This window comes from Rhodococcus sp. BL-253-APC-6A1W (assembly GCF_012843405.1).
In the GTDB taxonomy this organism is placed as follows: domain Bacteria; phylum Actinomycetota; class Actinomycetes; order Mycobacteriales; family Mycobacteriaceae; genus Rhodococcus.
Genome location: NZ_JABAFB010000002.1, coordinates 1 through 13,256, shown reverse-complemented (window position 1 = coordinate 13,256; position 13,256 = coordinate 1). Strand labels below are relative to the sequence as shown.

10 protein-coding genes and 2 tRNA genes are annotated in these 13,256 nt (G+C 66.9%); 10 read left to right on the top strand and 2 right to left on the bottom strand.

Features of this window, described 5'->3' with window-relative positions; genetic code table 11:
- Positions 1-16 precede the first annotated feature (16 nt).
- Positions 17-541, bottom strand: a complete 525-nt coding sequence (locus tag HF877_RS02610; protein WP_169619641.1) for a PH domain-containing protein — start codon at positions 539-541, stop codon at positions 17-19.
- A 263-nt stretch (positions 542-804) separates the two neighbouring features.
- Between HF877_RS02610 and HF877_RS02605 the strand changes: the two genes are divergently transcribed.
- From HF877_RS02605 to HF877_RS02580, 6 genes are all read left to right on the top strand, one after another.
- A complete protein-coding gene (locus tag HF877_RS02605) occupies positions 805-2,745 on the top strand; it encodes an acetolactate synthase large subunit (protein ID WP_169619640.1) in 1,941 nt (646 codons plus the stop codon).
- A complete protein-coding gene (gene ilvN / locus HF877_RS02600) occupies positions 2,742-3,245 on the top strand; it encodes an acetolactate synthase small subunit (protein ID WP_169619639.1) in 504 nt (167 codons plus the stop codon). Before HF877_RS02605 ends, ilvN begins: the two co-directional genes overlap by 4 nt.
- 36 nt (positions 3,246-3,281) lie before the next feature.
- Positions 3,282-4,295, top strand: coding sequence for a ketol-acid reductoisomerase (ilvC, locus tag HF877_RS02595; RefSeq protein WP_169619638.1), 1,014 nt, complete (start codon positions 3,282-3,284; stop codon positions 4,293-4,295).
- Between the two features lie 131 nt (positions 4,296-4,426).
- Positions 4,427-6,241 carry a SulP family inorganic anion transporter gene (locus HF877_RS02590; protein ID WP_169619637.1) on the top strand — a complete coding sequence of 605 codons (1,815 nt, stop codon included), beginning with the start codon at positions 4,427-4,429 and terminating at the stop codon, positions 6,239-6,241.
- Between the two features lie 213 nt (positions 6,242-6,454).
- Entirely contained in the window at positions 6,455-8,047 is a 1,593-nt protein-coding gene (serA, locus tag HF877_RS02585; protein WP_169619636.1) for a phosphoglycerate dehydrogenase, read from the top strand.
- 107 nt (positions 8,048-8,154) lie between these two features.
- Positions 8,155-9,165, top strand: coding sequence for a 3-isopropylmalate dehydrogenase (locus HF877_RS02580; protein WP_169619635.1), 1,011 nt, complete (start codon positions 8,155-8,157; stop codon positions 9,163-9,165).
- Positions 9,166-9,212: 47 nt separating this feature from the next.
- Here HF877_RS02580 and HF877_RS02575 read toward each other — a convergent pair whose 3' ends face one another.
- A complete protein-coding gene (locus tag HF877_RS02575; protein ID WP_169619634.1) occupies positions 9,213-10,385 on the bottom strand; it encodes an MFS transporter in 1,173 nt (390 codons plus the stop codon).
- Between the two features lie 113 nt (positions 10,386-10,498).
- Between HF877_RS02575 and HF877_RS02570 the strand changes: the two genes are divergently transcribed.
- The 4 genes from HF877_RS02570 (at position 10,499) to HF877_RS02555 (ending at position 13,255) form a co-directional block, all read left to right on the top strand.
- Positions 10,499-11,275 carry a fumarylacetoacetate hydrolase family protein gene (locus HF877_RS02570; protein ID WP_169619633.1) on the top strand — a complete coding sequence of 259 codons (777 nt, stop codon included), beginning with the start codon at positions 10,499-10,501 and terminating at the stop codon, positions 11,273-11,275.
- Positions 11,276-11,357: 82 nt separating this feature from the next.
- The gene (gene gltX, locus HF877_RS02565; RefSeq protein WP_169619632.1) at positions 11,358-12,830 is read left to right on the top strand and encodes a glutamate--tRNA ligase; all 1,473 of its coding nucleotides are present in this window, start codon (positions 11,358-11,360) and stop codon (positions 12,828-12,830) included.
- A 193-nt stretch (positions 12,831-13,023) separates the two neighbouring features.
- Positions 13,024-13,095, top strand: a tRNA-Gln gene (locus HF877_RS02560).
- An 87-nt stretch (positions 13,096-13,182) separates the two neighbouring features.
- Positions 13,183-13,255 (top strand) — tRNA-Glu (locus HF877_RS02555).
- The last annotated feature ends 1 nt before the right edge of the window (position 13,256 follow it).

The following is a 13,256-nucleotide window of genomic DNA, read 5'->3' as shown; positions in this document are numbered from 1 at the left end:
CGAATTTACTCGTGTGCTATTTCGTCTCGGTATCCGAGTCGGGTTCGCTCACCTCGTCGCGTGTGCCGGATGTCGTGTCGTCCTTCGCCGGTGAGCGTTCGGCAGCGGCCGCTTCGGCTGCGCGCGCGTCGTCGGCGGCTGCGTAGGGGTCGGTGATGCGGCCTCCGCTGGCTTCGGCGAGTTGCGGCAGGCGTCCGAAGGTGACGACCGGCAACGGAACCTCGGAGTCGTCGGTGAGCGTCGCGCGGGCCCAGCCGCGCTTGGGGAAGCGGATGCCCTTCAGGGACTCCCACGGGATCGTCGTGGTGGAGAAGGTCGAGCGAGCGACGACTCCGTCGGGGCCGACGACGGTGCGCACGCGGACCACCCACGCGGCGACGAGGAACGGGATCACGAGGGTCCACGCGAAAGCTTCGGGCCACGCGAGGGCGGGAGAGGCCAGCGCAAGGAACAGAAGCCCGCACGCGAGGAACGACAGGCGCGAAATCTGGATGACCTGCGTCGTCGAATCCGGCATGTGGGATGATGGGGGAGGTGGCACGGGCTGCTGTGAAGATGACACCTCTACATCTTGTCACTGCAGCCGCGGCATCTCACATTCTGGGACAGTAACCACACCAAGTTGACTGTCTCCCCACCACGCGCCTACCGTCAAGCGCGTGAATCAGAATGGGTTGCTCGTAATCGGCCGGCGCGTCGTCGCCTGAGCCGCATTCTGCAACTCGCCCACGACGCGCCACCCTCGTACAGCACAACGCTGACGAGGGTTTTTTGTTGCCCGGAGCCAGAATCAGAGGAATTGCAGTGAGCGCACCAACCGCACGGCCTCATCCCTCGCCGCGGAAGCCGGGGGCCGGAACCCCAGCCGCCGCCGCTGCCGCGGCGCAGCCCGCCACCCGACGCCAGGTCGCGCCCGAGCGCGTCACCGGCGCACAGTCGGTAGTCCGAGCCCTCGAAGAGCTCGACGTGGATACGGTCTTCGGCATTCCCGGCGGCGCGATCCTCCCTGTCTACGACCCCATTTTCGATTCGAAGCGGGTGCGGCACGTCCTCGTCCGGCACGAGCAGGGCGCGGGCCACGCTGCCACCGGATACGCGCAGGCGACCGGCAAGGTCGGCGTGTGCATGGCGACGTCCGGACCCGGCGCGACCAACCTCGTCACACCGCTCGCGGACGCGCAGATGGACTCCGTGCCGCTCGTCGCGATCACCGGGCAGGTCGGGCGCCCCCTCATCGGTACGGATGCATTCCAGGAAGCCGACATCTCCGGCATCACGATGCCCATCACCAAGCACAACTTCCTGGTCACCGACGGCGCCGACATCCCTCGCGTGCTCGCGGAGGCGTTCTACCTCGCGTCGTCGGGTCGACCCGGTGCGGTCCTCGTCGACATCCCGAAGGACATCCTGCAGGCCCAGACCACCTTCAGCTGGCCACCGGAGATGCACCTGCCCGGCTACCGGCCCGTCACCAAGCCGCACGGCAAGCAGGTCCGCGAGGCGGCACGTCTGATCGCCGATTCGCGTAAGCCGGTGCTCTACGTCGGTGGCGGCGTCATCAAGGCAGAGGCTTCGGCCGAACTGCTCGAACTCGCCGAACTGACCGGGATTCCGGTCGTCACGACGCTCATGGCGCGCGGTGCGTTCCCCGACACCCACACGCTGCACTGCGGAATGCCCGGCATGCACGGCAATGTCGCGGCCGTGGCGGCGCTGCAGAAGAGCGACCTGCTCATCACTCTCGGCGCCCGCTTCGACGACCGTGTCACCGGTCAGCTCGACTCCTTCGCGCCCGACGCGAAGGTGATCCACGCCGACATCGATCCCGCCGAGATCGGCAAGAACCGTCACGCGCACGTCCCGATCGTCGGTGACTGCAAAGAGGTTCTCGTCGAGCTCATCGAGGCGATGCGCGCGCATCTCGCCACCAACACCACGCTCGACTACACGGCATGGTGGGCGTACCTGGACGACATCCGTCGCACCTACCCGCTGAGCTACGACCGCCCGTCCGACGACTCCCTGTCGCCGCAGTTCGTGATCCAGGCTGTCGGCAAGCTCGCCGGACCGGACGCGATCTACTGCGCGGGCGTGGGGCAGCACCAGATGTGGGCGGCGCAGTTCATCGACTACGAGAAGCCGCGGACGTGGCTCAACTCCGGTGGACTCGGCACGATGGGCTACGCGGTGCCGGCTGCGATGGGCGCCAAGATGGGCCGCCCGGACACCGAGGTGTGGGCCATCGACGGCGACGGCTGCTTCCAGATGACCAACCAGGAACTGGCGACGTGCGCCGTCGAGGGTGTTCCGATCAAGGTTGCCCTGATCAACAACGGCAACCTCGGCATGGTCCGCCAGTGGCAGACGCTGTTCTACGAGCAGCGGTACTCGAACACCGATCTGTCCACGCATTCGCTGCGTATCCCGGACTTCGTGAAGCTCGCCGAGGCGCTCGGTTGCGTCGGTATCCGGGTCGAACGGGAAGAGGACGTCGAGCCTGCGATCCGTCGCGCCCAGGAGATCAACGATCGCCCGGTCGTCATCGACTTCATCGTCGGCAAGGACGCCCAGGTGTGGCCGATGGTCGCCGCCGGTACCGGTAACGACGAGATCATGGCCGCCCGGGACATCCGTCCCTTGTTCGACGAGGACACTGCCGCGGACGACGCCACCGTCGTCGACGCGGTCATCGAACGTGATCAAGCACGCGGCCGTCAGGCTGCAGCCGAGGAGGAAGCCAAGTGAGCACGAGCCACACCCTCAGTGTCCTCGTCGAGGACAAGCCGGGCGTGCTGGCCCGAGTCGCATCGCTGTTCTCGCGGCGCGGCTTCAACATCGAATCGCTTGCGGTCGGTGGCACCGAGATTCCGGAGATCTCGCGTATGACCATCGTCGTCACCGTCGATGCGTTTCCTCTCGAGCAGGTCACCAAGCAGCTCAACAAGCTCGTCAACGTCATCAAGATCGTCGAGCAGGAGGACGAGGCGTCCGTCGCCCGCGAACTTCTGCTCATCAAGGTGCGCGCGGACGCGAGCGTTCGCACCCAGGTCATCGAAACCGTGAATCTCTTCCGCGCCAAGGTGATCGACGTGTCGCCGGAGTCGCTCACGATCGAGGCCACCGGCACCCGGTCCAAGCTGGATGCGCTTCTTCGCATGCTCGAGCCGTACGGGATCCGAGAGATCGTTCAGTCCGGCGTCGTTGCCGTCGGACGCGGTCCCAAGTCCATCACGGCCACCCGTTAGCCTGAACACACCCATTTGCTGAAAGAGGTAGGAACTGTGGCAGTCGAGCTTTTCTACGACGACAATGCCGATCTGTCGATCATCCAGGGCCGCAAGGTCGCTGTGATCGGTTACGGCAGCCAGGGGCACGCACACTCCCTGAGCCTGCGTGATTCCGGTGTCGACGTGCGCATCGGGCTGAAGGAAGGCTCGAAGTCGCGGGCCAAGGCAGAAGAGGCCGGCCTGACCGTCGGTACCCCGGCCGAGGTTTCCGCATGGGCCGACGTCATCATGCTGCTCGCCCCCGACACCGCCCAGGCGTCGATCTTCACGAACGACATCGAGCCGAACCTCGAGGACGGCAACGCGCTGTTCTTCGGGCACGGTCTGAACATCCACTTCGGGCTCATCAAGGCTCCGGAGAACGTCACCGTCGGCATGGTCGCCCCCAAGGGTCCCGGCCACCTGGTGCGTCGTCAGTTCGTCGACGGCAAGGGCGTCCCGGCACTCATCGCGGTCCACCAGGATCCCAAGGGTGAGGGCGAGAGCCTGGCCCTGTCCTACGCGAAGGCGATCGGCGGCACCCGCGCAGGCGTCATCAAGACGACCTTCAAGGAAGAGACCGAGACCGATCTCTTCGGCGAGCAGGCCGTGCTGTGCGGTGGCACCGAGGAACTCGTCAAGACCGGTTTCGACGTCCTCGTCGAGGCGGGCTACTCGCCCGAAATGGCCTACTTCGAGTGCCTCCACGAGCTCAAGCTCATCGTCGACCTCATGTACGAGGGTGGCATCGCCCGCATGAACTACTCGGTGTCCGACACCGCCGAGTTCGGCGGCTACCTCTCGGGTCCGCGCGTCATCGACGCCGGCACCAAGGAGCGCATGAAGGACATCCTCAAGGACATCCAGGACGGCACCTTCGTCAAGCGCCTCGTCGCAAACGTCGAGAACGGCAACAAGGAGCTCGAGGGTCTCCGCAAGGAGAACGCCGAACACGGCATCGAGGTCGTCGGCAAGCAGCTGCGCGACCTGATGAGCTGGGTCGATCGTCCGATCACCGAGACCGCATAGTCTCTCCGTCCTGCTACGGCAGCCCGGCACCTCCTCGAGGTGCCGGGCTGCCGTCGTTCGGGCGTGGGGACGCCGGAACGGCCGTGAGCAATCCGCCGACGGGGGCCGGGTCCACGTCCCATACTTGCCCAATGTCGCTCTCGGCAGCTGTCAGCCGGATTCCCGGCATCGCCACGGCACGCAGGTACCAGCGCGGATGGCTGCGGACCGACATCACTGCGGGTTTGGTGGTCAGCGCACTGCTCGTGCCCACCGGCATGGGATACGCGGCAGCCGCGGGACTGCCTGCCCACATGGGCATGTACGCCACAATCGTGCCGATGCTGGTGTACGCGCTCGTCGGTCCGTCGCGCATCCTCGTGGTCGTTCCGTCTTCCGCCCTGGCACCGCTGATCGCGGCGGCGGTCGTTCCCCTCGCCGCGGCAGGAGATCCCTCCCGCGCCGTGGCGCTAGCCGGTCTGCTCGCCCTGATAGTCGGAATTCTGCTGTTGTTCAGCGGGATTCTGCGCCTCGGATTCATCACAGAACTGCTGTCCAACCCCATCAGGGTCGGATTTCTCAACGCTATCGCTCTGATCGTGATCGCGAGCGAGGTCCCGCACCTACTCGGTGCGAATACCCGGCCGGCCGACCTTTTCACGAACCTCAGGAATGCTGCGGACGCGGTGCGCGGGGGTGCGCTCGGATCGCTCGCCTTCCTCCTCGGCGGCGCTACCCTGATCCTGATCGTGGTGATGCAGGTGCTGTGGCCACGAGCTCCGGGCATCCTCGTCGGGGTCGTCGTGGCCACCGGGGTGACAGCCGCTTTCGGGCTGGGCGACAAACTCGAGACGGTGGGCGCGCTCCCGTCGGGGCTCCCGGGCCCGGCCCTCGGCGGGCTCGCGTGGAGCGACGTCGCGACCCTGCTCGGCCCCGCTGTCGCGATCGCCATCATCGGTTTCGCCGACACCTCCGTCGTGTCCCGCGCTTTCTCGTCCGAGCGCGGTGAGGACGTGAACGGAAGCTCCGAGATGCGGGCGCTCGGCGTCGCGAACCTCGCGGCCGGTGTCACAGGCGGGTTCCCGGTGTGCGGTAGCGGAAGCCGCACGCCTGTCGTCCAACGCGCGGGCGCGCACACACAACTCGCCGGAGTGGTGGGAGCACTGACGGTCCTTGCCTTCCTCCTGCTCGCACCCGGCGCGACGGGCAACCTTCCGCGCTCTGCGCTCAGCGCCGTCGTCATCGTCGCTGCGAGCGCGCAGTTCAAACTCGCCAAGGTCAGGCATCTGTGGCAGGTGGCCAAGATCGAATTCGGTTTGTGTATAGCGGCATCCGTCGCTGTCATCCTCGCGGGCGTGCTGCGAGGCGTACTGATCGCGATCGCGCTGTCGCTGATGGCGTTGGTGATCCAGGCCTGGCGGCCCCACCGTGCCGAACTCGTCGAAGTCCCCGGAATCGCCGGATATCACGACAGCGCTCGCCATCCCGAAGGCCACCGGATCAGAGGTCTCCTCTTGGCACGGTTCGACGCTCCGCTGTTCTTCGCGAACGGCTCGATTCTCACGGGATACGTGCGCGCACTCGTACAGGAGCGATCCGATCGGGTGGAGTGGGTGGTCCTCGTCGCCCAGCCGATCACCGATCTCGACACGACATCGGTCGAAGAGATCGAGCGGCTCGACGAATACTTGTCCCACAACGGAATTCGATTCGTTTTCGCGGCATTGGAGGGTCAGGAGAGGGACAAGCTCCTGTGTATGCAATCGGCGGACCGTTTCCACCGGGAGCGGTTCTATCCCACGACTCGTGCCGCCGTGATCGCCTTCCGGCACCGGCACGACACCGGTATCACGCAGCGGACAATTCGTGCGCGTCCGGACATTTCGCCGACGGGAACCACCGGACGGAGCGCACGGCGGAGGCCGCGCCCGGTGCCGGGCGCCAGGCATCTGCGGCGGCGACGCTGAGGTACCCGCGACCTCTTTCGACCGGATATCGGTCGGGCTCGAGATCTCGTGGCGGACTCCGCCCCGCTCCGGTGTACCCCGGTGGGCGATCCCGGTGGGTCCGTAGTGGGGGCAGGGGCACTAAACTGTGTGCGGTCGCGGGTGAACGCGCGCCTTCCGACAGGCGTCGGCGCCGCCGACCACCCACACATTCACGACACAGGGAGTCCACACGTGAGCCAGAATGGCCGTCCAGTAGTCCTGATCGCCGACAAGCTTGCGCAATCGACCGTCGATGCGCTCGGTGACGGTGTCGAGGTGCGCTGGGTGGACGGCCCGGACCGCCCGGCGCTGCTCGCAGCCGTGCCCGACGCGCATGCGCTGCTCGTCCGGTCCGCAACGACCGTCGACGCAGAGGTTCTCGCCGCCGCGACCAACCTGAAGATCGTCGGCCGCGCAGGTGTGGGTCTCGACAACGTCGACATCGCCGCTGCCACCGAGCGCGGCGTGATGGTCGTCAACGCTCCGACGTCCAACATCCACTCCGCCGCCGAGCACGCTGTCGCGCTGCTCCTCTCGACCGCGCGCCAGATCCCGGCCGCCGACCGCACGCTGCGCGAGAAGACCTGGAAGCGCTCGAGCTTCAACGGCACCGAAATCCTCGGCAAGACCGTCGGCGTCGTCGGCCTCGGCCGGATCGGTCAGCTCTTCGCGCAGCGCCTCGCCGCGTTCGAGACCGACATCATCGCGTACGACCCCTACCTGCCCGCAGCGCGTGCGGCACAGCTCGGGATCGAACTTGTCGACATCGACGAACTCGTCGCGCGGGCCGACTTCATCTCCGTGCACCTGCCCAAGACCAAGGAAACCGCCGGTCTGCTCAACGCGGAGCGTCTTGCCAAGACCAAGGACGGTGTGATCATCGTCAACGCCGCTCGCGGCGGTCTCATCGACGAAGGCGCACTGTACGACGCGCTCGTCTCCGGCAAGGTCCGCGCCGCGGGGCTCGACGTCTTCAACTCCGAGCCGTGCACCGATTCGCCGCTGTTCGATCTCGACAACGTGGTCGTCACCCCCCACCTCGGGGCATCCACCTCCGAGGCCCAGGACCGGGCGGGCACCGACGTCGCGAAGAGCGTGCTGCTCGCACTCGCCGGTGAGTTCGTGCCGGACGCCGTGAACGTCTCCGGTGGCCCGGTCGGCGAAGAGGTCGCGCCGTGGCTGGAACTGGTCCGCAAGCTCGGCCTGCTCGCCGGCACCCTCTCGCCCGAGGCAGTCCAGAACGTCCAGGTCGTCGCGAGCGGCGAACTCTCGTCCGAGAACGTCGAGATCCTCGGACTCGCTGCGCTGCGAGGCCTGTTCTCGGCCAGCAGCGACGAGCCCGTCACCTTCGTCAACGCACCGCAGCTCGCCGAGCAGCGCGGCGTGACCGTCGAGGTCGAGAAGGTCAGCGAGGCGCAGACCCACCGCAGTGCCGTCGAGGTGCGCGCCGTGGCCGCCGACGGTCACGTCACGCAGGTCGCGGGTGCGCTCACCGGCCTGCAGCAGGTCGAGAAGATCGTCAACATCAACGGACGCAGCTTCGACCTGCGTGCCGAGGGCCACAACTTCATCGTGCACTACCAGGATCGCCCGGGTGTCCTCGGAACACTCGGCACCGTTCTCGGTAACGCCGGTATCGACATCCAGGCCGCCGCACTGAGCCAGGATGCCGAAGGCCCGGGCGCGACCGTCATCCTGCGCGTGAACCGCGTCGTGGGTGACGCCGAGGTCGCGCAGATCGTCGAGCAGCTCGACGCACGCGTCGCGCAGGTCGACCTGTCCTGATCGTTTCCGGGGCGTCTACGGGCGCCCTCGGGCCCAGCATCGTCCGGTGGCCGCGACCGTCTCAGCACGGTCGCGGCCACCGTCGCACAGGAAGTGAGCACCAACCCATGAAACTCGCAGTCATCCCCGGTGACGGAATCGGTGTCGAGGTCACAGCCGAGGCGCTGAAGGTGTTGCGCGCCTTGGTCCCGGACCTCGAGACCACCGAATACGACCTCGGCGCAAAGCGATACAACGCCACCGGTGAACTGCTGCCGGACGCGGATCTCGAGGCGATCCGTGAACACGACGCAATCCTGCTCGGCGCCATCGGGGATCCGTCGGTCAAGCCCGGCGTGCTCGAGCGTGGCCTGTTGCTCAACATGCGGTTCGCTCTCGACCACCACGTGAACCTGCGTCCTTCGCGGCTGCATCCGGGTTCGGTGTCGCCGCTCGCGAAGAACCCCGACATCGACTTCGTGGTCGTGCGTGAAGGCACCGAGGGCCCGTACACGGGCAACGGCGGAGCGATCCGGGTCGGCACACCGCACGAGATCGCCACCGAGGTGTCGATCAACACCTGGTTCGGCGCGGAGCGCGTCGTGCGGTACGCGTTCGCGCTGGCGCAGACCCGTCGTAAGCACCTCACGCTCATCCACAAGACCAACGTGCTGTCGAACGCGGGCGCGATCTGGACCCGCGCGATCGAGACCGTGGGCCGCGAGTACCCCGACGTCGAGACCGCCTACTGCCACATCGACGCGGCGACGATCTACATGGTCGACGATCCGTCGCGGTTCGATGTGATCGTCACCGACAATCTGTTCGGCGACATCATCACGGACCTGGCGGGTGCGGTCACCGGCGGTATCGGTTTGGCGGCCAGCGGCAACATCGACGCCTCCGGCACGAATCCGTCGATGTTCGAACCGGTACACGGCTCGGCTCCCGACATCGCGGGCAAGGGCATCGCGGACCCGACGGCGGCGATCTTGTCGACTGCGTTGCTGCTGCGTCATCTCGGGCGCGACGAGGATGCCGCCCGCGTGGAGCAGGCCGTGGAAGCGGATCTCGCGTCGCGGGGATCGGGACCGATCGTCACGACCGAGGTCGGCGACCGTATCGCCGCAGCACTCTGACGCGGTGCTGGTTCCGGTTGCCTCGGTAGCCGGAACCAGCACGCCGGTCAGCTTTTCGGAATCACCGGTGCGGCGGCTGCCGGTGCGACCGCTGCGATCGCGAATGCCGCCGGGAACCCGACCACAGCGATGAGCGCGCCGAACACCGGCCCCACCGCAGCCGCCGCGACGAATTGCCCGGTGTTCTGGACGCCGAGCGCTCGTCCTCCCCAGTACGGCCCCGCGATCTCCGCAACGGCCGTGAACGCCAGCCCGTTCGGGGCCGAGGTCAGCACCGAGGCGACGAGCAGGACGACGACCGCTGCCACCGACCCGGACAGGGATGTCGCGGCCAGTGCGACCATCGCCAGGACCACCGATACGGCGACGAGTCGCATCGGACCCAGTCTGCTGCCCACCCGGTCGGACCAGCTCCCGGCGGCGACACGGCCGAGAGCGGCAAGGATCTGGGCCACCGTGATCAGCAGACCGGCACCGGTTTCGTCCCATGCTCGATCGGTGATCAGCCACACGAGTGAATAGGTCCACACGACGTACTGCGGCACCACCAGCAGGATCGAAGCCGCGTGGATGCGCGCGAGAGTCCACGAACTCCGGTACGGATTCGCGAGCATTCCCGTGCGTTGCGCCTCCGCCCGGTCGGGCCGGGGCGGGTCCAGGATCCCGAGCACGCATGCGAGTGCCGCGATCCCGCAGGCGAGCGCCGGAAAGGCCAGTGCCCAGGCGACGCCGTGGTGCGCGGCGACCGGGGGAATGACGAGTGCTCCCGCTGCGACGCCGAGCGGCACCGACATCTGACGAATTCCCATCGCCAGTCCGCGTTGGCGGGGCGCGAACCACCCGACGACGACGCGCCCGCTCGCGGCGTTCGCGCTGACGGCGCCGGCGCCGGCGAGCACGAGCAGTATGCCCAGCGCGGGAATCGAGGTGGTGAGCGTAGCTGCGGCCGTTGCCGCCGATGCGAGTCCGAGTCCGGCCGTCAACGCGAACCGCTCGCCGAATCGATCCGAGATCGCGCCCCACATGACGAGAGTGAAGACGCCGCCGAACAGCGGTGCGCCCGCAAGGGTTCCGGCCTGCGCGAGCGAGAGGCCCGCCTCGGTATGGAGCGAGGGGATGAGGAACGCCACTCCGTTGACGATCGTGGCTTGCGCCGCCTGTGCCAGCACGCCGACGGCCAGGATGAGCCAGCGCCGTGCCCCGATTTCTCCCGCGTCCATCGTTTCCCACTATCTAGGATAATCATCCCGTATCTTGAAATTGTGGGCTCACTTTATACGGCCGCCGACGCCGCGTCGATCGGAGGTGGCGACCGCCCCGTTAGACTTCCCGCATGCGCCTTGGTCGAATTGCCAGTCCGGACGGTGTCGCTTTCGTCAGCATCGAGGGGGAGGGGGATTCCGCGACCGCGAAGGAGATCGCCGAGCATCCCTTCGGTACACCCACCTTCACCGGGCGTAGCTGGCCGCTCGCCGATGTCCGGTTGCTCGCTCCCATCCTCGCCAGCAAGGTGATTGCCGTCGGCCGCAATTACGCTGCGCACGCCGCGGAATCGGGGAACGAGGTACCCGAGGAGCCGGTGATCTTCCTCAAGCCGAACACCTCGATCGTCGGGCCGGGTGCCCCGATCGTCATTCCTCGCAATGCTTCTGTCGTGCACCACGAGGCCGAGCTGGCCGTCGTGATCGGCAGGCCGTGCAAGGACGTACCGGCGGCGAAGGCGCGTGAGGCGATCCTCGGATACACCGTCGCGAACGACGTCTCGGCCCGCGACCACCAGGCGGCCGACGGACAGTGGACGCGAGCCAAGGGGCACGACACGTTCTGCCCGCTGGGGCCGTGGATCGAGACCGACCTCGACCCCTCGGATCTCGAGATCACGGCGGAGGTCGACGGGCAGCAGCGTCAGCGGAGCCGGACTTCTCTGATGGTCCACGACATTCCGAAGCTCATCGAATGGGTGTCGGCGGTCATGACCCTGCTTCCGGGCGACGTCATTCTCACCGGCACCCCCGAGGGTGTCGGACCGATCGTCCCGGGCGACACCGTTTCCGTCACCGTCGAGAAGATCGGAACACTGACCAATCCGGTCGTCGCCAAGGGTGCCTGACCGGGCGGTCTCCGCTTCCCGGGCGGCGGTCAGGGGATAGCCTGGGAGGGTCTCCCCGTCGATCCTCAACCCTGAGCGAGTCATGACCAGCAGCGAAGTACGTGTCCGTTTCTGTCCGTCCCCGACCGGAACCCCGCACGTGGGTCTCGTGCGTACCGCCCTGTTCAACTGGGCCTTCGCGCGTCACCACGGCGGCACGTTCGTGTTCCGCATCGAAGACACCGACGCTGCCCGGGACAGCGAGGAGTCGTACCAGGCGATCCTCGACGCGTTGCGCTGGCTGGGCCTCGAATGGGACGAGGGCCCGGAGGTCGGCGGACCGTACAAGCCGTACCGCCAGTCGGAGCGTCGTGGACTCCACATCGGCGTCGTGGAGAAACTGCTCGAGGCCGGCGAGGCCTACGAGTCGTTCTCGACCGCGGAGGAAGTCGAGGAGCGCCACAAGGCGGCGGGACGCGACCCCAAGCTCGGCTACGACAATTACGATCGCGACCTGACACCCGAGCAGCGGCAGGCTTTCCTCGACGAGGGACGCAAGGCTGTCGTGCGGCTGCGGATGCCCGACGAGGACCTCACATGGCACGATCTCGTCCGCGGTGAGACGACGTTCAAGGCAGGCAGCGTTCCCGATTTCGCGCTCACCCGCGGTAACGGCATCCCGCTGTACACGCTCGTCAATCCCGTGGACGACGCGCTCATGAAGATCACCCACGTTCTGCGCGGCGAAGACCTGTTGTCGTCCACGCCTCGTCAGCTCGCCCTGTACGCCGCGCTGCAGCGCATCGGGGTAGCCGACTTCACGCCCGAGTTCGGGCACCTTCCGTTCGTCATGGGCCAGGGAAACAAGAAGCTCTCCAAGCGCGATCCCGAGTCCAACCTCTTCCTCCATCGCGACCGCGGTTTCATCCCGGAGGGATTGCTGAACTACCTCGCGCTGCTCGGCTGGGGACTGGCCGACGACCGCGACATCTTCTCTCTCGACGAGATGGTCGCGGCCTTCGATATCGGCAAGGTCAATTCGAACCCGGCGCGGTTCGACCAGAAGAAGGCCGACGCGATCAATGCCGAGCACATCCGGATGCTCGAGCCGGCGGACTTCTCGAACCGTCTGAAGTCGTTCCTCGTCGAGCACGGTCATCTCGCGGCCGACGTGGACGACACGGTGTTCAGGAAGGCCGCCGATCTCGTCCAGACGCGCATCGTGGTGCTCTCCGACGCGTGGGATCTGCTGAAGTTCCTCTTCGTCGACGAATCGGACTTCGTTCTGGACGAGGCGGCTGCCGCGAAGAACCTCAAGGAGGAGGCGGCACCGGTCCTCGACGCCGCGCTCACCGCGTTGGACGGTCTGGGCGACTGGTCCACCGAGGCGATCGAGGAGGCCCTCAAAACGGCCCTCATCGACGATCTCGGACTCAAGCCGCGCAAGGCGTTCGCGCCCGTGCGGGTGGCCGTCACGGGCTCGCACATCAGCCCGCCGCTCTACGAGTCGATGGAGTTGCTCGGACGCGAGCGCACCCTGGACCGCATGCGCGCGGCTCGGGCCGTCGTCGGCTGATCGGCGCCACCACCGATCGGCCGGCACTGACGGGCGCCCCCGTAGCTTCCGCTACGGGGGCGCTTCCGGTTCGAGGCCGATTTACCTACTTTGACCAGGCGATTTGTAGTTGTGCACGGTGATGGTGCTAATCTTTCTCTCGGTTCGGGAACGGAGGCCGGAGCGCAGTGCGCAGGCCGAAGGGACAGTCCATTGGGGTATGGTGTAATTGGCAACACAGCTGATTCTGGTTCAGCCATTCTAGGTTCGAGTCCTGGTACCCCAGCTGCGATGTGGTGGTTTGCCCGCCACGTCTCGGCCAGCTAAGCTGGCTGAGCTTCCCCCGGGAAGCGTAACGAGAAGAAGTTCTCAGGCCCCCGTCGTCTAGCGGCCTAGGACGCCGCCCTCTCACGGCGGTAGCGTGGGTTCGAATCCCATCGGGGGTAC

What these genes read in the sequence shown, in the direction of transcription:
- HF877_RS02570 (WP_169619633.1), top strand. Translation starts at nt 10,499, where the DNA reads ATGCGCCTTGGTCGAATTGCCAGTCCGGACGGTGTCGCTTTCGTCAGC.
- gltX (WP_169619632.1), top strand. Translation starts at nt 11,358, where the DNA reads ATGACCAGCAGCGAAGTACGTGTCCGTTTCTGTCCGTCCCCGACCGGA.
- HF877_RS02575 (WP_169619634.1), bottom strand. Translation starts at nt 10,385, where the DNA reads ATGGACGCGGGAGAAATCGGGGCACGGCGCTGGCTCATCCTGGCCGTC.
- HF877_RS02580 (WP_169619635.1), top strand. Translation starts at nt 8,155, where the DNA reads ATGAAACTCGCAGTCATCCCCGGTGACGGAATCGGTGTCGAGGTCACA.
- HF877_RS02590 (WP_169619637.1), top strand. Translation starts at nt 4,427, where the DNA reads ATGTCGCTCTCGGCAGCTGTCAGCCGGATTCCCGGCATCGCCACGGCA.